Origin of the sequence: Streptomyces sp. NPDC101110 (genome assembly GCF_044759525.1) — a bacterium.
Lineage (GTDB): Bacteria > Actinomycetota > Actinomycetes > Streptomycetales > Streptomycetaceae > Streptomyces.
Genome location: NZ_JBIVZM010000010.1, coordinates 134,037 through 157,491 on the forward strand (window position 1 = coordinate 134,037; position 23,455 = coordinate 157,491).

General features: G+C 70.7%; 24 protein-coding genes. 4 read left to right on the plus strand and 20 right to left on the minus strand.

From position 1 onward, the window contains the following. Positions 1–38 precede the first annotated feature (38 nt). The 3 genes from ACIQU3_RS23675 to ACIQU3_RS23685 form a co-directional block, all read right to left on the minus strand. Entirely contained in the window at positions 39–1,622 is a 1,584-nt protein-coding gene (locus tag ACIQU3_RS23675) for a TROVE domain-containing protein (RefSeq protein ID WP_403730127.1), read from the minus strand. 342 nt (positions 1,623–1,964) lie between these two features. Further along, on the minus strand, positions 1,965–3,413 hold the full coding sequence (locus ACIQU3_RS23680) for an alkaline phosphatase PhoX (protein WP_403927602.1): 1,449 nt from the start codon (positions 3,411–3,413) through the stop codon (positions 1,965–1,967). A 154-nt stretch (positions 3,414–3,567) separates the two neighbouring features. Continuing rightward, on the minus strand, positions 3,568–4,986 hold the full coding sequence (locus tag ACIQU3_RS23685) for a hypothetical protein (RefSeq protein ID WP_403730121.1): 1,419 nt from the start codon (positions 4,984–4,986) through the stop codon (positions 3,568–3,570). Positions 4,987–5,299: 313 nt separating this feature from the next. Here ACIQU3_RS23685 and ACIQU3_RS23690 point away from each other — a divergent pair, with 313 nt between their 5' ends. Next, the gene (locus tag ACIQU3_RS23690; protein ID WP_403927605.1) at positions 5,300–7,129 is read left to right on the plus strand and encodes an endonuclease/exonuclease/phosphatase family protein; all 1,830 of its coding nucleotides are present in this window, start codon (positions 5,300–5,302) and stop codon (positions 7,127–7,129) included. A gap of 51 nt (positions 7,130–7,180) precedes the next feature. On the opposite strand, the gene ACIQU3_RS23695 is transcribed toward ACIQU3_RS23690, so the two are convergent. From ACIQU3_RS23695 to ACIQU3_RS23705, 3 genes are all read right to left on the minus strand, one after another. After that, positions 7,181–7,867: an antibiotic biosynthesis monooxygenase gene (locus ACIQU3_RS23695; protein ID WP_403927608.1), complete on the minus strand. Its 687-nt coding sequence runs from the start codon at positions 7,865–7,867 to the stop codon at positions 7,181–7,183. Between the two features lie 386 nt (positions 7,868–8,253). Next, the gene (locus ACIQU3_RS23700; RefSeq protein WP_403730112.1) at positions 8,254–8,619 is read right to left on the minus strand and encodes a DUF3618 domain-containing protein; all 366 of its coding nucleotides are present in this window, start codon (positions 8,617–8,619) and stop codon (positions 8,254–8,256) included. Beyond that, entirely contained in the window at positions 8,616–9,035 is a 420-nt protein-coding gene (locus ACIQU3_RS23705; protein ID WP_351645002.1) for a phage holin family protein, read from the minus strand. Before ACIQU3_RS23705 ends, ACIQU3_RS23700 begins: the two co-directional genes overlap by 4 nt. Before the next feature lie 160 nt (positions 9,036–9,195). Here ACIQU3_RS23705 and dapA point away from each other — a divergent pair, with 160 nt between their 5' ends. Further along, the gene (gene dapA, locus ACIQU3_RS23710) at positions 9,196–10,125 is read left to right on the plus strand and encodes a 4-hydroxy-tetrahydrodipicolinate synthase (RefSeq protein WP_403927612.1); all 930 of its coding nucleotides are present in this window, start codon (positions 9,196–9,198) and stop codon (positions 10,123–10,125) included. On the opposite strand, the gene ACIQU3_RS23715 is transcribed toward dapA, so the two are convergent. From ACIQU3_RS23715 to ACIQU3_RS23740, 6 genes are all read right to left on the minus strand, one after another. Further along, the gene (locus ACIQU3_RS23715; RefSeq protein WP_403927614.1) at positions 10,126–11,337 is read right to left on the minus strand and encodes a WD40 repeat domain-containing protein; all 1,212 of its coding nucleotides are present in this window, start codon (positions 11,335–11,337) and stop codon (positions 10,126–10,128) included. Then, positions 11,334–11,891: a SigE family RNA polymerase sigma factor gene (locus tag ACIQU3_RS23720; protein WP_403927617.1), complete on the minus strand. Its 558-nt coding sequence runs from the start codon at positions 11,889–11,891 to the stop codon at positions 11,334–11,336. Before ACIQU3_RS23720 ends, ACIQU3_RS23715 begins: the two co-directional genes overlap by 4 nt. A 161-nt stretch (positions 11,892–12,052) precedes the next feature. Then, the gene (locus ACIQU3_RS23725; RefSeq protein WP_403730093.1) at positions 12,053–12,283 is read right to left on the minus strand and encodes a hypothetical protein; all 231 of its coding nucleotides are present in this window, start codon (positions 12,281–12,283) and stop codon (positions 12,053–12,055) included. A 141-nt stretch (positions 12,284–12,424) separates the two neighbouring features. Beyond that, a complete protein-coding gene (dapD, locus tag ACIQU3_RS23730; protein WP_403927620.1) occupies positions 12,425–13,414 on the minus strand; it encodes a 2,3,4,5-tetrahydropyridine-2,6-dicarboxylate N-succinyltransferase in 990 nt (329 codons plus the stop codon). Positions 13,415–13,951: 537 nt separating this feature from the next. Next, complete coding sequence (locus ACIQU3_RS23735) at positions 13,952–14,500, minus strand: TetR/AcrR family transcriptional regulator (RefSeq protein ID WP_403927622.1); 549 nt, start codon at positions 14,498–14,500, stop codon at positions 13,952–13,954. Beyond that, entirely contained in the window at positions 14,500–14,820 is a 321-nt protein-coding gene (locus tag ACIQU3_RS23740; protein WP_366709452.1) for a multidrug efflux SMR transporter, read from the minus strand. The genes ACIQU3_RS23735 and ACIQU3_RS23740 overlap by 1 nt, the downstream gene beginning before the upstream one ends. Positions 14,821–15,021: 201 nt before the next feature. Between ACIQU3_RS23740 and ACIQU3_RS23745 the strand changes: the two genes are divergently transcribed. Continuing rightward, entirely contained in the window at positions 15,022–15,858 is an 837-nt protein-coding gene (locus ACIQU3_RS23745) for an AbfB domain-containing protein (protein ID WP_403927625.1), read from the plus strand. Between the two features lie 57 nt (positions 15,859–15,915). Here ACIQU3_RS23745 and ACIQU3_RS23750 read toward each other — a convergent pair whose 3' ends face one another. Genes ACIQU3_RS23750 through ACIQU3_RS23785 form a run of 8 tightly spaced genes read right to left on the minus strand, consistent with a single transcriptional unit; the run spans position 15,916 to position 22,472 of the window. After that, positions 15,916–16,248: a metal-sulfur cluster assembly factor gene (locus ACIQU3_RS23750; protein ID WP_028809645.1), complete on the minus strand. Its 333-nt coding sequence runs from the start codon at positions 16,246–16,248 to the stop codon at positions 15,916–15,918. Beyond that, positions 16,245–16,715, minus strand: coding sequence for a Fe-S cluster assembly sulfur transfer protein SufU (gene sufU, locus ACIQU3_RS23755; protein ID WP_397865141.1), 471 nt, complete (start codon positions 16,713–16,715; stop codon positions 16,245–16,247). Before sufU ends, ACIQU3_RS23750 begins: the two co-directional genes overlap by 4 nt. Positions 16,716–16,730: 15 nt before the next feature. Continuing rightward, positions 16,731–17,987: a cysteine desulfurase gene (locus tag ACIQU3_RS23760; protein ID WP_403730082.1), complete on the minus strand. Its 1,257-nt coding sequence runs from the start codon at positions 17,985–17,987 to the stop codon at positions 16,731–16,733. After that, positions 17,984–18,769 carry a Fe-S cluster assembly ATPase SufC gene (sufC, locus tag ACIQU3_RS23765; protein ID WP_403730077.1) on the minus strand — a complete coding sequence of 262 codons (786 nt, stop codon included), beginning with the start codon at positions 18,767–18,769 and terminating at the stop codon, positions 17,984–17,986. Before sufC ends, ACIQU3_RS23760 begins: the two co-directional genes overlap by 4 nt. A gap of 7 nt (positions 18,770–18,776) precedes the next feature. Then, positions 18,777–19,094, minus strand: a complete 318-nt coding sequence (locus ACIQU3_RS23770) for a non-heme iron oxygenase ferredoxin subunit (RefSeq protein WP_403730072.1) — start codon at positions 19,092–19,094, stop codon at positions 18,777–18,779. Beyond that, positions 19,091–20,275, minus strand: a complete 1,185-nt coding sequence (gene sufD, locus ACIQU3_RS23775; RefSeq protein WP_403730069.1) for a Fe-S cluster assembly protein SufD — start codon at positions 20,273–20,275, stop codon at positions 19,091–19,093. The genes ACIQU3_RS23770 and sufD overlap by 4 nt, the downstream gene beginning before the upstream one ends. Positions 20,276–20,331: 56 nt before the next feature. Next, positions 20,332–21,753, minus strand: coding sequence for a Fe-S cluster assembly protein SufB (gene sufB / locus ACIQU3_RS23780; RefSeq protein ID WP_234850421.1), 1,422 nt, complete (start codon positions 21,751–21,753; stop codon positions 20,332–20,334). Further along, positions 21,750–22,472 carry an ArsR family transcriptional regulator gene (locus ACIQU3_RS23785; protein WP_366709457.1) on the minus strand — a complete coding sequence of 241 codons (723 nt, stop codon included), beginning with the start codon at positions 22,470–22,472 and terminating at the stop codon, positions 21,750–21,752. The genes sufB and ACIQU3_RS23785 overlap by 4 nt, the downstream gene beginning before the upstream one ends. Positions 22,473–22,632: 160 nt before the next feature. Between ACIQU3_RS23785 and ACIQU3_RS23790 the strand changes: the two genes are divergently transcribed. After that, positions 22,633–23,445, plus strand: coding sequence for an aminoglycoside N(3)-acetyltransferase (locus ACIQU3_RS23790; RefSeq protein ID WP_403730062.1), 813 nt, complete (start codon positions 22,633–22,635; stop codon positions 23,443–23,445). The last annotated feature ends 10 nt before the right edge of the window (positions 23,446–23,455 follow it).

A 23,455-nucleotide genomic window follows, 5' to 3' on the forward strand; every position in this document is an offset into this window, starting at 1 on the left:
GTGGCCCGCACTCCCCACGCGGTGCGGGCCACGGTCTCTCAGGCCGCCCAGGGCCAGTCGGCGTCCCGGGAGGCCTCGATCAGCGGGACCATCCGGAACGCCGCGTCCGAGAGCCCACCGAACGTGTGCCGGTTGCCGGTTCCCGACGGGCCGTGGCCCGCCCGGTACCCGGCGAGGTTCCAGGTGTAGACCGGCACGTCGGCCGGTACCTGCTCGGTCGGGTCGCCCCGGTGGTGGTGTGTGTACTGCTCGTCGGTGACGATCAGCACCCGGTCGTGCTTCTTGTAGTGCCGGCGCACCGCCTCCGTGGTGTCGGTGCCGCCCAGGTCGCCGAAGCGGTCGAGGATCTTCAGCACCGACTCGCCCCGGCGGAACTTCACGCGCTCGCTCGTCGAGCCGAACTCGACCAGGTCCGCGCGCTCCGCCCGCAGCGCCAGCGCGGTGCCGAAGATCGCCGCCGCGTCGGCCCGGTTCAGTTCCGAGCGGTCGGACAGCCGCGACCAGAACATCGAGCCGGAGCGGTCCACGAGCACCAGCGTCCGGCCGGTCAGAGCGGGCACGTTGGCCAGCGAGTGGCCGAGTGCCCGCTCCAGCGCGTACGACCAGCGCAGCGACGGCGCGTGCCGGTAGGCGGCGAGGTAGCGGAAGGGGAACTGCCGCGAGCGCGCGACCTCCGCCGGGTCCCCGATCCGCGCGGCGACCCGCTCGGCCACCTCGTCCGAGACCCCGGCCTCGTCGAAGTTCCGCAGGTTGCGCACGAGCGCCATGGTGCCCATGGAGGGGATGACGGCCTCCCAGGCCGCCTTGTCCATCGGACCCTGCAGCCAGCCCGCCAGCGCCTCCCAGGTCATCCCGGCCGCGGCCAGCCGCTCGGCGCCGCCGTCGGCGGTCAGGACCGCGCGCCGCTCCTCGACGGGCAGCGCCATCAGCTCGCGGTGCGCGGTGAGGACGTGGTCGGACGCGGGCGGCACGGCGGTCTCCGGGTGGTGCCGGCGGTCGAGGGCGTACCGGAACAGCTCGCCCTGCCACGGCTTGTCCGGGTCGGGCGCCGCGTGCACGAGGTTGAGGATGTCGCCGAAGCGGTAGCCCTTGGAGGCGGTGTCGTACTTCAGCAGCGCCTTGCCGTGGTACAGGCGGCGCACGGCGTCCGCGACACCGCGCTTGACCGGCTTCGGCACGCCGCGGCCGTACGTCGCGGTCCAGTACGCGAGCAGTTCCCCCGGCTCGTCGGGCCGCTGGAGGACGGAGGCGACGACCTGCCGGTTGGACGGGCCGTCGGTCGCGCCCGCGTCGAGGCGGGCCTTGACGTACTCGGCGGCGCCGACGACCGAGGCCGTGCGCAGGTTGCCCGCTCCGCGCAGCCAGCCGAGCAGGCCGGCCGTCCACTCCGGATCGGTGACGGCGAGTTCGCGCACGAGCCGCTGGAACCGGTCGTCGCGGTCGGCGCCGGTCTCGTAGAACGTCTGCTGGGAGACGAGGTTGGAGACGGCGAGCAGGAAAAGCTCGGAGCGGGCGTCCCGCTCGCGGCCGCGGCCGCCCTCGTAGGTGCGCAGCACACGCCCGGTGGACGTCACGCGCGAGACGGGACGCGCACGGGCCGCCTTGGAATTGAATCGCGCCATGGTGAATTCCCCCGAATTCATTCGTGTTTCGGAGAAGGCGCTGCATGCGGGAAAAGAGGTGGGTGCCCGAGAACAGAAGTCGGCGACGGACTTATTCAGATGCTCTACCCATTGAGCTACAGCGACCCGAAGTCGCTGACGGGACTCGAACCCGCAACCGTCCGATCCAGGAAGTAGCCGTTGCCTTCGCACCGGGCACCCACCACATGCCGCGCCTCCCGAGATCAAGTCGGCGGCGGCGTCGGATTCTTTGGAAGAGAAGTAGCCGCTGCCATCGCACCGGGAGGTGCGTGACGTTGTGATCTCACTGTAGGAGGCGCAACTCTGGAATCGCGACCGAATTTATGACCGCTTCTGGCGCTTCCAGGGGCCGGTGATGGCGAGCATGATGCCGGGCGTCTGGATGTTGGCGTAGAGGGTCCGGCCGTCGGGAGAGAAGGTGACGCCGGTGAACTCGCTGTATTCCGGCTCCTCTTCGGTGCCGATGTTCAGCTCGTTGCGGGCGATCGGGTACGTGCGGCCGCTGTCGGTGGCGCCGAACAGGTGCTGCACGCCTTCCCCGTCCTCGGCGATGACCAGGCCGCCGTACGGCGAGACGGTGATGTTGTCGGGGCCGTCGAACGCGCCGTCCTTCGCCGGGTCGGGGTTCACGCCGAGGAGGACCTTGAGCGTCAGCGTGCGGCGCTTGGGGTCATAGAACCAGACCTGGCCGTCGTGCTGGACCGGGCTCTCCTCCCGGGCGTACGAGGACACGATGTAGGCGCCACCGTCGCCCCACCACATGCCCTCCAGCTTGCGGGCGCGGGTGACCTCGTCGTCCTTGAACTGCTTGCGCACGGGCGTGGTGCGGGCGTCGCGGTCGGGGACGTCCACCCAGTCGACGCCGTAGACGGTGCCGGTCTTCGTGGCGCGGGACAGGTCGTCGACGAACTTGCCGCCCGAGTCGAAGCACTTGGGCGCCTGGAGGACGCCGGCGTCGTCGGCGAGCTTGCGGAACTTCCCGGGGCCGTAGGTGAAGCCCTCGGGCGGGGTCCAGCGGAAGAACAGGCCGTTGGGGCCGGAGGCGTCCTCGGTGAGGTAGGCGTGGCCGCGCTTGGGGTCGATGACGACGGCCTCGTGGTCGTAGCGGCCGAAGAACTTCAGCGGCTTGGGGCTGCGATTGGCCCTCCGGTCGCACGGATCGACCTCGAACACATAACCGTGGTCCTTGGTCATGCCGTTGACGCCGGCCTTGTCGGAGTTCTCCTCGCAGGTGAGCCAGGTGCCCCAGGGCGTGCGGCCGCCTGCGCAGTTGGTGGAGGTTCCGGCGATGCCCACCCACTCGGCGACGTGTCCGCCGGGGCGTACCTCCACGACCGTGCAGCCACCGGCGGCGGCCGGGTCGTAGACGAGTCCCTCGGTGAGCGGAACCGGGTACTTCCAGTTGGCGCGCGGGCCCTTCAGCTCGTGGTTGTTGACGAGCAGGGTGGCGCCGCGGGGGCCGTCGAAGGTGGCGGTGCCGTCATGGTTGGAGGGCGTGAACTCGCCGGACTCCAGCTTGGTCCTGCCGCTGTAGGTCACGATCTCGTACGTGAAGCCGGCGGGCAGGGCGAGGATGCCCTCGGGGTCCGCGACGAGCGGTCCGTAGCCGACTCCGTGCCGTGCGTCCGTCGCCCCGTCACCCGCGCTGACGGTGTCGTCGGAGGCGAGGGCGTTCGGCGCGGTGGCGAGGGCGCCGACACTGCCCGCCAGTGCGACACCGGCCCCGGTGATCGCGGAGTTTCTGGCGAAGTCCCTGCGGGTGAGCGACATGGTGTGTCTCCTGAGACGGTGAGTATGCCGTGGGAGGTGGCGGACCTCGTTCGGCGAAACCGTCCCGCTCATCCGTGAACACCAGTTGAACAACACCCTGGGGGCGCGGGGAACTGCGCGCCAACCCACAACGGCGCCGCACTCGCCGGAAGGCTCAGCCCCCTTGCTGCGACCGGGCCTTGAACGCGGCCTTCCGCGCTTCCTTCGCCACCTTCTTGTCGGGATGCAACCGCCCCATGGCCTCCAGCACATCGGCCGTGGCCGGGTGATCGACTCGCCACACGGCGTCGAAGAAACCACCGTGCTGCCGCGCGAGCCCTTCCACCAGCGCCCGCAGCTCCTCGGAGTTCCCTTCCGCGGCCAGCTGCGCGGCCACCGTGTCGATGGTCAGCCAGTACACCATCGCCTCGGACGGCGCGGGCACGTCCGCCGCACCGTGCTCGGTCAGCCACACCCGCGCGAGCCCGCCCAGCTCGGGGTCGTCGAGCACCTCCCGCAAGGCGGGCTCGGCGGAAGCGCCGACCAGGGACAGGGCCTGCTGGCACCGCAGCCGCCGCAGCGGTGCCCCGGCGTCGGCACCCCGCGCGGCCGCGAGCAACTCCCTGGCCGCGGCCAGGGATTCCCGCCGCCGGAGCCACTGCTCGGTCTCGGCCTGCGCCGCACCCGGCGGGAACTCCGCCGTGCCGTCGAGCAGCGCGTCTGCCCCCTTGTCCGCGAGGTCCCCGACGGCCGGCGCCTCGAACCCGGCCTCCAGCAGCCGCGCGCGCATGCCGTACAGCCCGAGCGGGGTGAGCCGGACCATGCCGTACCGGGAGACGTCGGTGTCGTCGACGGGCGCCGCGGGCTCCTCGTCGGCGTCGGCCATGAGCGCCTCGTCCACGGGCTGGTACTCGACGAAGCCCACGGGCTCCAGCATCCGGAACTGGTCGTCCAACCGCATCATCGCGTCGGACACCTGCTCCAGGACGTCGTTGGTGGGCTCGCCCATGTCGCTGGGCACGATCACCGAGGCGGCCAGCGCCGGCAGCGGCACCGGGGCGGCGTCGGCGGCGTCCTCGCCGGCGGTCAGCAGATAGAGGTTGCCGAGTACGCCGTCGAGGAACTCGGCCTCACCCTCGGGGTCCCAGTCGAGGGCGGAGAGATCGACCTCGCCGTCCTCGTCCACGAGCCCGTCGAGGTCGGGGACGCTCGCGTCGGCGAGCACGGTCTCCAGCGCGGCGAGCCACACGGCGAGCACGTCCTGCGGCGAACCGCCGGTGAGCGCGGCCAGGTCCGCACCGGCGGTCACCGTGCCCTCCTGCTCGTCGACGACCTCGACGAGCCCGGCGTCGACGGCGACCCGCCATGCCTCGCTGGCGTCGGCGGCGGCGTCCTCCCCGCTCAGCCCGAGCGTCTGTGCGGCCGCGGGCAGTTGCTCGTCCACGAGCCCTCCGCCGGCGTCGACGCGGGTGTCCGGCCCGGCCCAGCGGGCGAGCCGGGCGGCCCGGGACAGCAACGGCGTGGACAGCGCGTCGCGCGCCAGCTCCGCTTCGTTGTGCAGCCGGACCGGCGGCAGGGGGGAGCTGTCTGACATCGGCTGGTTCTCCTTGCGCGCCTCATGTGACTCAACCGCTCAGCCTAGACGGATTTCCACCCATGCCGCCCACTTCATCTCCCCGTCGACCGCGGTACATGGCCGAAACCTTGACAAGTGACATGCACAGGCTGGAGATTGACGCGCGTAGAAGTCGGCGGACAGTTGTTCACCGGGTCGCCCCACCAGGCCCACCCGTCCAGACCCGTCTACGCGCGTCACCGCATCCGCCCCACAGGTAGCGACCGTCCAGCCTTTCCACACGTCTCCGCCCTCGTCCCGGCGCCCTGTCACGTCCCCGGAGGGAAACCCGTTGCCGAGCAAGTCGTCCGCGCGTCTCGCCGCGCTCACCGTCGCCGCCGCGTGTTCCGCGGCATCCACGATCGTTCTCACCAGCCCCGCGCACGCGGAGTCGGTCCGCATCCACGACATCCAGGGCAACACCCGGATGTCCCCGTACGCCGGGAAGCAGGTCACGGACGTGGCCGGAATCGTCACCGGCATCCGGACCTACGGCTCGTCCCGCGGCTTCTGGATCCAGGATTCGGCCCCGGACGCCGACCCGGCGACCAGCGAGGGCGTCCTCGTCTTCACCGGCTCCGTGCCGAAGGGGGTCGCCGTCGGTGACGCCGTCACGGTCAGCGGCACCGTCACGGAGTACGTCCCCGGCGGAGCGACCTCCGGCAACCAGTCGGTGACGGAGATCACCAAGCCGACGACCACGGTCGTCTCCAGCGGCAACGCGCTCCCCGCCGCCACGGCGATCACCTCCCGCTCGGTCCCCGCCGCCTACGCGCCCGACGGTGACACCGCAGCGGGCGGCTCCGTCAACGCGCTGCCGCTCCAGCCCGCCAAGTACGCCCTGGACCACTACGAGGCACTGGAGGGCATGTCCGTCCGGGTCACCGACACCCGCGTCGTCGGCGCCACCGACCCGTACACCGAGCTGTGGGTGACGGTGAAGCCGCACGAGAACCGCAACCGCCACGGCGGCACGGTCTACGGCTCCTACGACGACCAGAACACGGGCCGCCTCCAGATCCAGTCCCTCGGCGCGACGGCGGACTTCCCCAAGGCGAACGTGGGCGACACCCTCACGGGCACCACCGCGGGCCCCCTGGACTACAACCAGTTCGGCGGCTACACCCTGGTCGCGAGCGAACTCGGCACGCTGAAGAGCGCGGGCCTGGAGCGCGAGACGACCCGCAGGCAGCGCTCCTCCGAACTCGCCGTCGCCACCTACAATGTCGAGAACCTCGACCCGTCCGACGACACGTTCGCCGCGCACGCCGCCGCGATCGTGAACAACCTGAAGTCGCCGGACGTCGTGTCCCTGGAGGAGATCCAGGACAACAACGGCGCGACGAACGACGGTACGGTCGCCGCCGACCAGACCCTCACCAGGCTGATCGACGCGATCGTCGCGGCCGGCGGCCCGAAGTACGACTGGCGCGCGATCGACCCGGCGAACAACACCGACGGCGGCGAGCCGGGCGGCAACATCCGCCAGGCGTTCCTCTTCAACCCCGAGCGCGTCTCCTTCGCGGACCGGGCGGGCGGCGACGCCACGACGGCCACCGGCGTGACGAAGATCCGCGGCAAGGCCCACCTGACGCTCAGCCCCGGCCGCATCGCCCCCGCCGACGAGGCCTGGAAGAACAGCCGCAAGCCGCTGGCCGGCGAGTTCGTCTTCCGCGGCCGCACGGTCTTCGTGATCGCCAACCACTTCAACTCCAAGGGCGGCGACCAGGGGCTGACCTCCCAGTACCAGCCGCCGTCCCGCAGCTCCGAGACGCAGCGCCACCAGCAGGCCACCCTGGTGAACGCCTTCGTCAAGGACATCCTCGACACGCAGAAGAACGCGGACGTCGTCGCGCTGGGCGACATCAACGACTTCGAGTTCTCCGAGACCGCGAAGCTCCTGGAGGGCCGCGGCGAACTCTGGTCGGCGATCAAGTCGCTCCCGCGCAGCGAGCGTTACTCGTACGTGTACCAGGGCAACAGCCAGGTCCTCGACCAGATCCTGATCAGCCCGTCGATCCGTCGTGACTGCGACTTCGAGTACGACAGCGTGCACGTCAACGCGGAGTTCAACGACCAGATCAGCGACCACGACCCGCAGGTCCTGCGTTTCCGCCCGTGACACCCCGTGGGCCCGGCCGGGCTTCCCTCCGGCCGGGCCCACGCGTGGCGATCACTCCGGAACCAGCCCCAGAGCGTGCTCGTACCGGGTGCCGGTGACCTTCCGCAGCCCCGGATACGCCCGCACCCGCTCCCAGGAGTCCGTCGACGGCGCGGCCATCGCGGCCTCGTAGGCCTCGGCGCTCTCCCACTCCGCGTAGTTCAGCACGTGCCCGCCGTCCGTGCTGAGGTGGAAGTGCGCGGACATCAGCCCGGCGTGCCCCACCGGATCGTCGCCCAGTGCCTTGACCACCAGGTCGACCCACTCCTCCCGGCGCTCCTGCGCTCCGTCCTCGAAGTCGATCCGCACGGTCACGATCAGACCCGGCACCCGCGTGTCCCCGACGGCGCGTTCCCTGCTCCGGTAGCGCCGGTACCGCCCGAGCCCTACCCGCTCGATGTCCGGCACGGCCGTGTCGATCTCGTCGATCCGCTCCTGCCGGTGCGTACCGACGAAGGACTCGTACGCCTGCTCGCCGGTCCACTGCGAGTAGTGCATCAGGGTGGATCCGTCCCGCCCCGCGTACACGTGATACCCCAGCAGGTCCCCGGCGGGCCAGGGCCGCCGCTCCCAGGCCCGCCCGATGGCCTCGACCGTCTGCCGCTGCCGCTCGGGAGAACCCACTCGCCAGGTACTGAAGAGGGGGGCACCGACGCGGGGGTCGGTGGGATCGGGGTGCTGCTCGGTTCGACGGCTCATGAACACTCCAGTCGTAGCGCCGGTCGCGAACACACCCCACTTTCCAACCTCGACCAAGCTTGAGGTCAAGCGACCGATGTGTCCACAGCCCCGTCGGCACGCATGCCCGCAGCGGAGCGGGACTGGTGGCCCGCCCCACGCACCCGCCGTCGTACGGAAGGGGACGTGTCGGGGGGGTGTCCGCCCGCAGCGGTTGGCGCGTCAACGCCAGTCAGTCGGTATGGGGCCCATCGCGCCGTTCCGCGGACGGACGCCCCCCGATGCGGCCCCGACCCACCACCCGGCGTCACGCGAAGACGCGCACCCCCACCCACCGCCGGGCAAGGCACACGCGCCCCACCACACCGGAACGCGAACCAGAACCGGAACCAGAACCGGAGCCGGACTCAGTGATGCCCGTGCGTGTGCCTCCATCGCAGCACCCCGACCGCCACCGCGGCCCCCGCCGCCCCGGCCACCAGCACCGGCTTGGGATGCCGCATCCCGGCCTGCACAACCGTCCGCACCGGCCGAGGCCCCGCATGCGCCGCCCTGTCCTGCACGGTGTGGCCCGCCTGCGCCGCGCTGCTGCGCAACTGCACCGTCATCGCCCCGGCCTTGTCCCGCAGATCAGCGGCCCGCGCCCGCGCACGCCCCTTCACGTCCGCCTTCCCGGCCAACTCCTCCACCGTGTTGCCCAGTTCCGTACGGGTCCGCTCGATCTGCCGCCGCAGCTCATCGGGCCCCTTCGCCCCACCCATCGCGTCCGTCATCGGTGCGCCCTCTCCTTGATCTCCTCCACGTCCGCCCTGACACTGCCGAGAGCCCGCTCGGGTGTGGGCGGAGCGGCCTTCCGCAACTGCGCCCGCCCGGTCGCCGCCAGCACGGCCGCGATCACGAACAGCACTCCCGTCACGATCAGCGCCGCGGCCCACACCGGCAGGACCAGCGAGAGCGCGGCGACACCCGCACCGGACAGCACCAGCAGCCCGGCGTACGCGACGGCGCCCGCCGCCCCGAGCAACCCGCCGCCGCGCCCCGCACGCCGCCCCTTCTCCGCGAGCTCCTCCTTGGCGAGAGCCACTTCCTGCCGCATGAGCGTGGAGAGCTGCTCCGTGGCCTGCCCGACGAGTTCGCCCACGGAACGGCGCTCGTCGTGCACGGCCCGATGATCGATGGTCCCCGTCACGGTGCCTCCTCTCGACGTCAGGAACACCCGAGTACCCGATCGCCCCCGCCGCGAACGCGGCACCCGAGCCCTAACACCCCCTCACGATGAAGCACTGCTTATCAATAGCTGGTAGCAATTTTAAGTAGAGCTACATGAATACGGCGCCGACACTACTCCCATGACCACACAACCGCCCGCACCGCACAACCCGGCACCCCACCACCCCGCCCCACCCCTCGGCCGCACCCTCTGCGCCATGATCACCCCCTTCACCCCCTCCGGCGCCCTGGACCTCGACGGCGCCCAGCGCCTCGCCCACCACCTCGTGGCACACGGCTGCGACGGCCTGGTCCTCTCCGGCACCACGGGCGAGTCCCCCACCACCTCGGACACCGAGAAGTCCGACCTCGTCCGAGCCGTACGCGAGGCGGTGGGCGACCGGGCGAAGGTCATCACCGGCGTCGGCACCCCCGACACCCGGCACACCGCCGAACTGGCCCGGGAGGCCGAAAAGGCGGGTGCGGACGGTCTGCTGGTGGTGGCGCCGTACTACAGCACGCCCCCGCAGGAGGCGATCGAGGCCCACTTCCGCCAGACCGCGGACGCCTGCGGCCTCCCGCTCATGCTCTACGACATCCCCGCCCGCACCGGCACCCGCATCGAACCGGAGACGCTCCTCCGCCTCGCCGAGCACCCCGGGATCATCGCGGTCAAGGACTGCTCCCAGGACTTCCTGGGCGCCCAGAAGGTGCTGTCCCGCACGGACCTGGCGTACTACGCGGGCTGCGACGAACACAACCTCGCGCTGTACGCCGTGGGCGGCACGGGCTACGTCAGCACGGTGGCGAACGTGGTCCCGGACCGGCTGCGAGCGGTGCTGGACGCGTTCGACGCGGGCGACACGGCCCGGGCGGCCCGCCTCCAGCAGCAGGCCACCCCTCTCATCGAGGCGGTCATGTCGGCGGGCCTGCCGGGCACCGTCACGGCGAAGTCGCTCTTGAACGCCCTGGGCCTCCCGGCGGGCCCGGTCCGCAGCCCCCTTCAGCCGGCCGGCCGCGGGAGGGCCGACGAACTGCTCACGCTCCACGCCGCCCTGGTCGGCACATGATCACCGCTGCGCGAACACCGGCTCCCACCGCCCCTTGGTGTTGTCCTTGGGCGACCGGAAATCGCTGAGCGGGGTGGTCTTCCGGCCGCCGATGGTCACCAGGACCAGCCGCTGGTGGTACTCGTTGCCGTCCTGCCCGACGTCCCAGGCGACGAGCGAGTTCCCGTCCGCCCAGGCCAGCAGCTGCTGCCCGCGCACCTCGCGCTGCTTCCCGGTACGGGCGTCGAGGACGAAGGACGACGTCTTCCACTTCCGTCCCGCGAACTGACCGGCGACGAGCTGCCCGTCCGGCGACACCCCGGCGTCCACGAACCAGTCCCGGTACTTCTCCAGGGCGGGCGCGGGGACTTCCCTGCCGGTGAAGTCGTAGAACTTCTTGCCCGGTTCGGTGGGCATCCCGGACCAGGCGTGCCGGCCGTCATGGGTGAACCCGAAGTCCTGGCGGGAGTTGAGGAACGCGTCGGGGTCGTGCGCGCCCCCGCCGAACTCCACCGCGGCCCAGGAACTGCTCCCGGAGGCCACGTCGATGACGTGGAAGCCGCTCCGGTACGACTCCGTGAACGGGGCGTCCCAGTCCTCCGACCCGTCGATCTTCACCCGGCGGTCGGGGTTCTTGCTGTACGCCGTCGCGACGAGTTTCCTGCCGTCGGAGGAGAACTCCACTGCGGCCACCGGCCGGTCGACGGGGATCCACCGCTTGACCTGGCCGCTCGCCAGATCGAGCAACCCGATCCGCGGCACGGGCAGGTCCCGCTCCAGGACGGCGGCGGTCCGCAGCCCGGGGGCGACCGCGACGTAGGACCACCGGTCGTCCTTCACGTACTTCTTCGTGGCGGGGTTCAGCAGCCAGTACGTCCGCTCCGCGACGGCCCGGTCGGCGGACTGCTCGACGTTCCTGGTGGTGTAGTAGGCGGCCAGTGCGACCCGCCCGGCCGCGATCAGGTCGCGCGGCGGCGACTGATCGGGGTGGGCCGTGATCCCGGTCTGCTCTCCCCCGCCCGCGGGGCGTACGTCCTGCTTGCCCGAGTCGAGCATCGGCACGGCCACGGCGACGGCCACCACGGCGACGGCCGCGGCTGCCGCGGTCGCGAGCCGGCGGCTGCGCCGGCGCCGGCGCACGGCCAGCACCCGGTCGGCGAAGCCGGGGGCCGCGGGCGGCTGTCCGTCGGCCTGGTCGCGCAGGGCGTCACGCACGAGTTCGTCGACGTTCACTGACGCACCTCCACGGGCGAGTAGTCACGGGAAGGCCGCTGCTCGGCGGCGGCCGGGCCGAGGGCGGCCAGTTCGGGTGCGAGGGCGCGCAGCCGGGCGAGGGAACGGTGGGTGGCGGACCGTACTGTGCCGACGGAGCAGCCCAGGACGCGGGCCACCTCGCCCTCGGGCAGGTCCTCGAAGTAGCGGAGCACGAGCACGGTGCGCTGCCGGGCGGTCAGCCGGGCCAGCGCGCCGCGCATCACCAATCGGAGTTCGGCGGCACCGGAGGCGTCCGGGGCGCTGCCGGTCTCCGGGGGTGCGGCGACGCTGAGTTCGCGCCTCGGCCACTTCAGCCGCCAGCGGCTGACCTGCTGCCGGTAGAGGACCTGCCGTACGTACGCCTCGGGTTCGTCGATGCGGTGCCAGCGGCCCGCCGCCTTGATCAGCGCGTTCTGGAGCAGGCCTTCACCCGCGTGGCGGTCGCCGCCGCTGAGCAGGACGGCGGTCTTCAGCAGCGCGGACGACCGGTTCGCCACGAACTCCCGGAAACTCTCCTGCGCTTGGGCATCCATCGTCACCTTCGCTCTCCCCCGGGGGCGGGCCCGGTGCGCGCCCCCCGTACCCCTTGTGACGCGTGCGGGGGCGCCCCGCTATGCCACCCGGGGACGACAAAAGCGGGACGGCCCGCACCGCAGTCCTCTGCGGCACGGGCCGTCCCGTCTGCGCTGCCCGTTCAGTTCCAGGCGTATCCGTCCCCGAACAGCAGCGTGTGCTCCAGCACGTCCTCCGCCGGGTCGTCGATCTGTCCGGTGTTGACGTTGACCAGACCGACCCGGTGACCGTTGTGGGAGCCGGTGTTGGTCTCGTCGGCGTGCGCGGCCCCCACCGGCAGCCAGCACGTCCCCAGCGCCACGACGGCTCCCACCAGCAAGCGCGCCCTGGCACGACCCCGCACGTTCCTCATGCCCCGGTCCTCGTTTCGTCGGTTCGGCGAATGATCGGACACTGCGTCCACCCGTTCATCTGCCGAAACCACCGCGAGGTAACGCCGAGTCATCCATACGGGATCACGCCGGAACAGCCGGTCGCGGCGTGGGGCGTTGCTTCAGTTGTGGCTGTGCAGGATCTCGTTCAGTCCGCCCCACACCGCGTTGTTCGGACGGGCCTCGACCGTGCCGGTGACCGAGTTGCGGCGGAAGAGGATGTTGGAGGCGCCGGACAGCTCCCGGGCCTTGATGATCTGGCCGTCGGGCATGGTGACGCGGGTGCCGGCGGTGACGTAGAGGCCGGCCTCGACGACGCACTCGTCGCCGAGGGCGATGCCCACGCCCGCCTCGGCGCCGATCAGGCAGCGCTCGCCGACGGAGATGATGACGTTGCCGCCGCCGGAGAGGGTGCCCATCGTGGATGCGCCGCCGCCGATGTCCGAGCCGTCGCCGATCACGACACCGGCGGAGATGCGGCCCTCGACCATCGACGTGCCGAGGGTGCCGGCGTTGAAGTTGACGAAGCCCTCGTGCATGACGGTGGTGCCCTCGGCGAGGTGGGCGCCGAGGCGGACCCGGTCGGCGTCGGCGATCCGGACACCCTTGGGAGCCACGTAGTCCGTCATGCGGGGGAACTTGTCGACGGAGGTCACCTGGAGGTGCAGGCCCTCGGCGCGGGCGTTCAGCCGCACCTTCTCGAGGTCGTCGACGGCGACCGGGCCGAGCGAGGTCCAGGCGACGTTGGCGAGGAACCCGAAGATGCCCTCCAGGCTCTGGCCGTGCGGCTTGACCAGGCGGTGGGAGAGGAGGTGCAGGCGCAGGTAGGCGTCGTGCGCGTCGATCGGCTTCTCGTCGAGCGAGGCGATGACCGTGCGGACCGCGACCACCTCGACGCCGCGGCGGGCGTCGGGGCCGATCGCCGCGGTCGCACCACCGCCGAGCAGCTCCGCGGCACGCTCGGCGGACAGCCGCTCGGTGCCGGACGGGCCGGGCTGGTCGGCCAGCTCGGGCGCGGGGAACCAGGTGTCGAGAACGGTGCCGTCGGCGGCGATCGTGGCGAGGCCGGCGGCCACGGCGCCGGTCGTGCGAGGAGCAGTCGTGTCGGTCATGAGGGCAACCTAACCGGCGGACACCGGTCGATGCGAACCGGTACAGAGGCATCTCACGGGACGGGCGGTATCGGCCCGGCGACGACACGCCTCAGCAGCACGGACGCCACAGGCCCGGCCCCGGGCAGCGGGACACAGCCGGCGGGCCGGACGATGCCGAGCCGACCCCCCGGGACACCTCCGCCGCAACCCCACGGGACACCTTCACCGCCCCGGACAGCGGGACACCGCCGACGCGCCGGACGATGCCGAGCCGACCCCCCTGGGACACCTCCGCCGCAACCCCACGGGACACCTTCACCGCCCCGGACAGCGGGACACCGCCGACGCGCCGGACGATGCCGAGCCGACCCCCCGGGACACCTCCGCCGCAACCCCACGGGACGCCTGAGCCGCAACCCCACGGGACACGTTCGCCGAAGCCCAGCGGAGCGCCTCGGAGCCCCACTCCAGAGCCTCCTGCCCCACTCCAGACCCTCTCCCCGGCACCCCGCCGGAGGCCGTCCCGGACGCCGTTCCGCACCCCACCCGCCGGCATCACCCACCGGCTTCCGCCAGCACCCGCCGCAACACCTCCCGCGCATACTCCTCGTCGTACGGCACCCCCGTCAGCAGCACCTGCAGGCAGATTCCGTCGACGACCGCCACCAGCGCCCGGGCCGTCACCGGATCCGTGCGCCGCGACAGCACCTCGGCGACGCCCGCGGCCCACTCGGCGGCGACGGGCCGCAGCGCGGGACGGCGCAGGGCGGCCAGGTACAGCTCGTACTCCAGCTCCACCCCCGTGCGGTCGCCCGCGAGCCACTCCCCCATCAACGCGGCGAGTTCGGAGGCGAGATCGGTACCGGGGTCCTCCAGACCCCCGCGTGAGGCGACGACCTTGGCGAAGCCCTCGTTGGCCTGCCGCAGCGCGGCGACCAGCAGCTCGTCGAGGGTCTTGAAGTGGTAGGTCGTCGAACCGAGCGGCACGTCGGCCTCGGCCGCGGCGCTGCGGTGGCTCAGCCCGGCGATCCCCTTCGCCCCGACGACCCGGATCGCCGCGTCGATGATCCGCTGCCGCCGCTCGGGGTCGTGCCGCCGGGCCATCAGTGGGCTCCGCCCAGATTCAGCACCACGACCCCGGCGATGATCAGCGCGATCCCGGCGGCCTTGGCCAGGGTCATCCCCTCCCCCAGGAACGCGAACCCGATCGTGGCGATGGCGGCGGTGCCGACCCCGGCCCAGATCGCGTACGCCGTGCCGACCGAGACGGTCCTGAGGGTCTGTGCGAGCAACGCGAAGGAGACGACGTATCCGAGGACGGTCAGCAGCGACGGGCCGAGCCTGCTGAAGCCGTCGCTGTACTTCATGGCGGTGGTCGCACCGACTTCGGCGGCAATGGCCCCGGCCAGCAGCAGATATCCCATATGTACGAGCGTACACACCATCTGTACACCCGTACACAACGGCGCCTTGATCACGACGGGAAACCGCTCTCGCAACGGAGAGAAACCGCTCTCATCAAACGCGTCACAGGCGCCCCGGACGTCCACTACGGTGTCACCGATCAAACACCGGGTCACCACAACTGCGCCGCCGTCAAGGGTGCCCCGCCGGAGGAACAGCGCATGGCAGCAGACAAGTCCCGGCCGCCTCAGGGCCATCCCTGGGAGAGCGGCTGGGCACCGGACACCACGCGGGCACCGGGCACCCGACGCCTCTGGCTGGCGGGTGCGCTGGCCCTGGCCACGATCACCGCCTGCGTCACGGCCGTCACCGTGATGAACAGCGAGTCCAAGGAGCCGGACCACCGGGCGGCCGAGCCGAACACGCTGAGCAGTTCGGCCCCGGGCGGCCTGATCTCCTTCGCGACCCCCTCCAAGGGCGGCACCGCGAAGCCCGGCGCGGACCGCGCCGAGCCGTCCCCCACGCCCACCACCAGCACTCCCACGGCCTCACCGAGCGCGACGAAGCCCCAGTCGAAGGCCCCGAAGCCGCCGAAGGGTTCCACGGCCCCGCCGAAGCGCCCCAAGCCCCCCGCCGCCCCCGGCATATCCATACGCGCGGTCAACTTCCCCGACCGCTACTGGCGGGTGCGCGACGGCTATGTGCGCCTCGACCGGATCGGCTCGGGCTCCGAGCAGCGCGAGGACGCCACCTTCCAGCGCGTAGCCGGCCTCGCCGACCCCTCCTGCTACTCCTTCACCACCGCGGACGGCCGCTACCTCCGCCACCGCAGCTTCGTCCTGGTCGCCGACGGCAACGACGGCTCGTCCCTGTTCCGCCAGGACGCCACCTTCTGCCCCCGGGTCTGGTCCCGCTCGGGAACGCTCACGCTGGAGTCGGTCAACTACCCGGGCCGCTTCCTGCGCCACCGCAACTTCCAGCTCCGCCTCGACCCCTTCGAGAACGGTCACCAGTACTACTCGGACGCGTCGTTCCAGATCGTGTCCGGGCTGGGCTGAGCATGCGTGAGGGCGGCACCCGGACAGGGTGCCGCCCTCAGTCGCGTCCAGCGGGTCTCAGACGTTGAACCCGAGCGCCCGCAGCTGCTCGCGGCCGTCGTCAGTGATCTTGTCGGGGCCCCACGGGGGCATCCAGACCCAGTTGATGCGCAGTTCGCTCACGAGGCCGTCCGTGGCGGACTTCGCCTGGTCCTCGATGACGTCCGTCAGCGGGCAGGCCGCCGACGTCAGGGTCATGTCGAGCGTCGCGATGTTCGCGTCGTCGATGTGGATGCCGTAGATCAGGCCGAGGTTGACGACGTCGATGCCCAGCTCGGGGTCGACCACGTCGTACAGCGCCTCACGGACCTCTTCCTCCGAGGCCGGCTTCATCTCAACGGTCTCGCTCATGCCGTCGTCTCCTTCTCGGCGTCGGCTCCGCCCAGCACCTGGGCCGTCGCGTCCTTCCAGGCCATCCAGCTCAGCAGGGCGCACTTCACCCGGGCCGGGTACTTGGACACCCCGGCGAACGCGACCGCGTCCTCCAGGATCTCCTCCATCGCGTCGTCGGGTTCGAGCTTCCCCTTGGACTGCATCAGCTCCAGGAAGGTCTCCTGGATCCTCCGCGCGTCGGAGAGGTCCTTGCCGACGAGGAGGTCGTTCAGTACGGACGCGCTCGCCTGGCTGATCGAACAGCCCTGGCCCTCGTACGAGACGTCCTCGATCGTGGTGCCGTCGTACTTCACGCGCAGCGTGATCTCGTCACCGCACGTCGGGTTGACGTGGTGCACCTCGGCGTCGCCATCCCGCAAGCCCCGCCCGTGCGGGTTCTTGTAGTGGTCCAGGATGACTTCCTGGTACATGGAGTCCAGTTTCACCGTCTAGCACGCCCCTCAGCCGAAGAAGTTCCGTACGTGCTCCAAGCCGTCGACCAGTGCGTCGATCTCGGCCGGCGTGGAGTACAGATAGAACGACGCTCGCGTGGTCGCAGGAATTCCGTAGCGCAGGCAGACCGGCCGCGCGCAGTGGTGGCCGACCCGGACCGCGATGCCCTGCTCGTCGAGGACCTGGCCCACGTCGTGCGGGTGGATGTCCCCGAGGGTGAAGGAGATCGCCGCGCCGCGCTCCTCGGCCGTGGTGGGGCCGATGATGCGCAGGTCGGGGACCTCCAGCAGCCGCTTGACCGCGTACTCGGTGAGTGCGTGCTCGTGGGCGAGGATCTTGTCCATGCCGATCGAGTTGAGGTAGTCGATCGCCGCGCCGAGCCCGACCGCCTGGGCGATCGGGGGCGTTCCCGCCTCGAACTTGTGGGGCGCCGGGGCGTAGGTCGAGGAGTGCATCGACACCGTCTCGATCATCTCGCCGCCGCCGAGGAACGGGGGCAGGTCCTCCAGCAGCTCCTGGCGGCCCCAGAGGACGCCGATGCCGGTCGGGCCGCACATCTTGTGGCCGGTGAAGGCCACGAAGTCGGCCTGCAGGGCCTGCACGTCCAGCGGCATGTGCGGCGCGGCCTGGGAGGCGTCGACACACACCAGCGCACCGACCTCCTGGGCGCGGCGCACGATCGCCTCGACCGGGTTCTGGGTGCCGAGGATGTTGGAGACCAGCACGAAGGAGACGATCTTCGTCTTCTCGGTGATGATCTGGTCGATGTTCGACAGGTCGAGGCGGCCGTCGTCGGTGAGGCCGAACCACTTCAGCTTCGCGCCCGTGCGCTGCGCGAGCAGCTGCCACGGCACGATGTTGGAGTGGTGCTCCATCTCCGTGATGACGATCTCGGTCTCGGAGTCCACGCGGTAGGGCTCGTCGGCCCAGCCCAGCATGTTCGCCACGAGGTTGAGCGACTCCGAGGCGTTCTTGGTGAAGATCACCTCGTCACGGCTGGGCGCGTTGACGAACTCCGCGACCTTGTCGCGCGCGCCCTCGTACAGCGCCGTGGCCTCCTCGGCGAGCACATGCACACCGCGGTGGACGTTGGCGTTGTAGCGCTCGTAGTACTCGCTCAGGGCGTCCAGCACCTGGCGCGGCTTCTGGCTGGTCGCCGCGTTGTCCAGGTACACGAGCTTCTGACCGTCGTGGACCTGGCGGTCCAGGATGGGGAAGTCCTTGCGGATCGCCTCGGTGTCGAGGAGGCCCGGCAGCTGTGTCACGCGGATGCGCCACCCTTCGTGTCGACTCCGTCGAGCTTCGCATACGCCTCGTAGCCCTCGTTCTCCAGCTTGTCGGCGAGCTCGGCGCCGCCGGACTCGACGATCCGGCCGCCGGAGAAGACGTGCACGTGGTCGGGCTTGATGTAGCGGAGGATGCGCGTGTAGTGGGTGATCAGCAGGGTGCCGACCTCGCCCGTCTCGCGGACGCGGTTGACGCCCTCGGAGACGACGCGCAGGGCGTCGACGTCGAGGCCGGAGTCGGTCTCGTCGAGGATCGCCATCTTGGGCTTGAGGAGCTCCAGCTGGAGGATCTCGTGGCGCTTCTTCTCACCGCCGGAGAAGCCCTCGTTGACGTTGCGCTCGGCGAAGGAGGGGTCCATGTTGAGGCGCTCCATGGCCTCCTTGACCTCCTTCACCCAGGTGCGCAGCTTGGGGGCCTCGCCGCGGACGGCGGTGGCGGAGGTGCGCAGGAAGTTCGACACGGAGACACCCGGGACCTCGACCGGGTACTGCATGGCGAGGAACAGGCCGGCGCGGGCGCGCTCGTCGACGGACATCTCCAGGACGTCCTCGCCGTCGAGGGTGACGGTGCCGCCGGTGATCGTGTACTTCGGGTGACCCGCGAGGGAGTAGGCGAGGGTCGACTTGCCGGAGCCGTTGGGGCCCATGATGGCGTGCGTCTCGCCCTGCTTCACGGTGAGGTCGACGCCCTTGAGGATCTCCTTCGTGGCGTTGTCGGCCTCGACGGTGACGTGCAGGTCTCGGATTTCAAGCGTTGCCATGGGTGCCTCAGGACTCCTGGGTGAGGGAGACGAGCACGTCGTCCCCTTCGATCTTTACGGGGTATACGGGGACGGGACGCGTCGCCGGGAGGGCGTCGGGCTTGCCGGAGCGGAGGTCGAAGCGCGAGCCGTGCAGCCAGCACTCGATGTGGCAGTCGTCGACCTCGCCTTCCGCGAGGGAGACGTTCGCGTGCGAGCAGATGTCGTGGATCGCGAACACCTCGCCCTCGGTCTGCACGATGGACAGGGGCGTGCCGTCGAGTTCCACCCGTTTCGGGGTGTCCGCCTCCAGCTCGCCCAGTCCACAGGCGCGTACGAAGGTCATGCGACCGCCGCCTCCAGCTCCTCCTCGATCCTGGCGATCAGACGCTCCTCGATGTCGGGGAGGCCGATCTGCTGGACCAGCTCGGCGAAGAAGCCGCGGACCACGAGGCGCCGGGCCTCGTGCTCCGGGATGCCGCGGGCCATGAGGTAGAAGAGCTGCTCGTCGTCGAAGCGGCCGGTCGCCGAGGCGTGGCCGGCGCCGACGATCTCGCCGGTCTCGATCTCCAGGTTCGGCACGGAGTCGACCCGGGCACCGTCGGTGAGGACGAGGTTGCGGTTCATCTCGTAGGTGTCGGTGCCCTCGGCCTTGGCCTCGATGAGCACGTCACCGATCCACACGGCGTGCGCGTCGTCGCCCTGGAGCGCGCCCTTGTAGACGACGTTGGACTTGCAGTGCGGGGCGTTGTGGTCGACCAGGAGGCGGTGCTCCTGGTGCTGGCCCTGGTCGGTGAAGTACAGGCCGAACAGTTCGGCCTCGCCGCCGGGGCCGGCGTACTGCACGCGCGGGTGAAGCCGGACCACGTCGCCGCCGAAGGTGACGACGACCGACTTGAAGGAGGCGTCGCGGCCGACGAGTGCGTTGTGCTGGGCGACGTGGACGGCCTTCTCGTCCCAGTCCTGGACGGAGACGACGGTGAGCTTGGCTCCGTCGCCCAGGACGTAGTCGACGTTGGCGGCGAGCACCGCGTCACCGGTGTGGTCGATGACCACGACGGCCTCGGCGAAGGCGCCCAGCTCGATCACCTGGTGACCGAAGCGGGTGCCGCCCTCGCCGTGCACCGAGATGCGGATGGGCTCGGTGAGGACGGTCTCCTTGGGGACGGTCACGACCGAGGCCTTCTCGAACGCCGAGTAGGCCTGGGCGGCGACGCGGTCCACCGGGGTGCCGGCCTTGCCGAGTCGCGCGTCGTCGCGGCCGACGGCCTCGACGGTGACGCCCTCGGGGGCCTGGACGTCGACCTTCACGCCGTTGCCGTTCGCGACGGCGGTGCCGTCGTGCAGACCGCGCAGGCGCTCCAGCGGGGTGAACCGCCACTCCTCCTCACGGCCGTGCGGGACGGGGAAGTCCGCGACGTCGAAGGAGGGGGGCGCGCTCATGCGCGTGGCGACGGTCGACTCCGCGGCGACCGCGATCGAGCCCGCGGTGGTGGATCCCACGGGGATGTTCTGGGCCTCAGCCATGGCTGTCGTAGTGCTCGCTTTCCGTTCCGTAAGGGGCTTGATGGACTGCGGTGGGATTAACCGACCGCACCTTCCATCTGCAGCTCGATCAGCCGGTTGAGCTCCAGCGCGTACTCCATGGGGAGCTCCTTGGCGATGGGCTCGACGAAGCCGCGCACGATCATCGCCATGGCCTCGTCCTCGCTCAGGCCGCGGCTCATCAGGTAGAAGAGCTGGTCCTCGGAGACCTTGGAGACGGTCGCCTCGTGGCCCATGGACACGTCGTCCTCGCGGACGTCCACGTAGGGGTAGGTGTCCGAGCGGGAGATGGTGTCGACCAGGAGCGCGTCGCACAGCACGTTGGACTTGGAGCCCGGGGCGCCCTCGCCGATCTCGATCAGACCGCGGTAGGAGGTGCGGCCACCGCCGCGCGCGACGGACTTCGAGACGATGTTGGACGACGTGTTCGGCGCCATGTGGACCATCTTCGCGCCGGCGTCCTGGTGCTGGCCCTCGCCCGCGAAGGCGATGGACAGGGTCTCGCCCTTGGCGTGCTCGCCCATCAGGTAGACGGCCGGGTACTTCATCGTCACCTTGGAGCCGATGTTGCCGTCGATCCACTCCATGGTCGCGCCCTCGTAGGCGACGGCGCGCTTGGTGACCAGGTTGTAGACGTTGTTCGACCAGTTCTGGATGGTCGTGTAGCGGCAGCGGGCGTTCTTCTTGACGATGATCTCGACGACCGCGGAGTGCAGCGAGTCCGACTTGTAGATCGGGGCGGTGCAGCCCTCGACGTAGTGCACGTAGGCACCCTCGTCGACGATGATCAGGGTCCGCTCGAACTGGCCCATGTTCTCCGTGTTGATGCGGAAGTAGGCCTGGAGCGGGATCTCCACGTGCACGCCCTTCGGCACGTAGATGAAGGAGCCGCCCGACCACACGGCGGTGTTCAGGGCCGCGAACTTGTTGTCACCGGCGGGGATGACGGTCCCGAAGTACTCCTTGAAGAGCTCCGGGTGCTCCTTCAGCGCGGTGTCGGTGTCGAGGAAGATGACGCCCTGCTCCTCCAGATCCTCGCGGATCTGGTGGTAGACGACCTCGGACTCGTACTGCGCGGCGACACCGGCGACGAGGCGCTGCTTCTCCGCCTCGGGGATGCCGAGCTTGTCGTACGTGTTCTTGATGTCCTCGGGCAGGTCCTCCCAGGACTCCGCCTGCTTCTCCGTGGAGCGCACGAAGTACTTGATGTTGTCGAAGTCGATGCCGGAGAGGTCCGAGCCCCAGTTCGGCATGGGCTTCTTCTCGAACAGGCGCAGGCCCTTGAGGCGGAGCTTGGTCATCCACTCCGGCTCGCTCTTCTTGTCGGAGATGTCCCGGACGACGTCCTCGTTGATGCCGCGCTTGGCAGAGGCGCCGGCCGTGTCGGAGTCGGCCCAGCCGTACTCGTACTTGCCCAGGCCCTCCAGCTCGGGGTGGGCAGTCTCCGTGGGGAGAGTCATGCGGGGTTCCTCCCGGCCGTGCTTGCAGATGCGTTGTGGGAAATCTTGGGGATGAACGTCGTGCAGACGCCGTCGCCGTGCGCGATGGTGGCGAGCCGCTGTACGTGTGTACCGAGCAGCTCGGCGAAAAATTCCGTCTCCGCCTCGCACAGTTGCGGGAACTGCTCGGCGACGTGCGCGACCGGGCAGTGGTGCTGGCAGAGCTGCTCACCCTGCTGCGGGTGGGGCGCGCTGCGCGCCGTAGCAGCGTACCCGTCGGCACTCAGGGCCTTGGCCAGCGCTTCGGTCCGCTTCTCGGGCGTGGCGCCCTCGACCGCCCGGCGGTAGGCACCGGCCTGCGCGGCGATCCTGGCGCGGGCGAACGCGGCGATCGCCTCGTTGCCGCCCTCGCGGTCGGCGATCCAGCGCAGGGCGTCCGCGGCGAGCGTGTCGTACGACTGGTCGAAGGCGTCCCGGCCGCAGTCGGTCAGGGCGAACACCTTGGCCGGCCGGCCGCGGGTCCGCGCGCCGTACACGCGCTGCTCGCGCGCTTCCACGACACCGTCGCCCGTGAGGGCGTCGAGGTGCCGGCGCACGGCCGCCTGGGTGAGGCCCAGCCGCTCGGCGAGCTCGGCGACGGTCGAGGGGCCGTGGTCCAGGATGGACCTGGCGACACGGTTGCGGGTGGACCGCTCACCGGTCGCCAGCTCCTCGTGGGGTGCCTCGCCGACGTTTTTCACAACGCCATTGTTGCGTAATTCTTCCGGAGCGGGCAAGCGCGCCTGCGGCACCCGACGGTGCCCTACGTCACTTAGGTAAACCTAAGCTGACCTGCGGAAATGATCTCTGATCGATCAAACGGGTGGCAGGCGGCAGTCGTATCGGGGACACTCCACAACCATGCCCACACCCCCTCCGACCGGCCCTCTTGTCACCCGCGAGACGCTTCGGGCACAGCTCGAAGAGCTGGGCGTGCGCCCGGGCGAGACCCTCCTCGTGCACTCCTCCCTCAGCGCCCTCGGCTGGGTCAACGGCGGCGCCGTCGCGGTCGTGCAGGGACTGCTCGACGCGCTCGGTCCCGAGGGCACGCTCGTGGTCCCCACCCAGACCGGCGACCTGTCCGACCCCGCCCTGTGGAGCAACCCGCCCGTGCCCCGGGAGTGGTGGGCGGCCATCCGCGCCACCATGCCCGCCTACGACCCGCGGATCACGCCCAGCCGCGGGGTCGGCGCCGTCCCGGAGACCGTGCGCACCTGGCCCGGCGCGCTGCGCAGCGCGCATCCGCAGACCTCCTTCGCGGCGCTCGGTCCCCGCGCGGCGGAGGTCCTCGACGGGCACGCGCCCGACTGCAGGCTCGGTGAGCGCAGCCCGCTGGCGAGACTGGAGGCGATGGGTGCCCGGGTACTGCTGCTCGGCGCCGGCTACGCCTCCTGCACGAGCTTCCACCTCGCCGAGTACCGGATTCCGTCCCCGCGCGTCGCCGTCGGCCGGCCGGGGCCGGAGGGTTGGGAGACCGTGACCGAGGTGTCCATCAGCTCGGACCGTTTCGACGAGCTGGGCTACGACTTCGAACGGGACCGCCCCGTCGTCCGCGGAAAGGCCGGTGCCGCCGAGGTGCGGCTGTTCCCGGTGGCGGACGCGGTGGCCTACGCCGAGCGGTGGCTGGCGGTCCACCGGCCCCGTGATGAGGAATTCCTCCACCCGCCGGTCTGAGCCCCGGCCG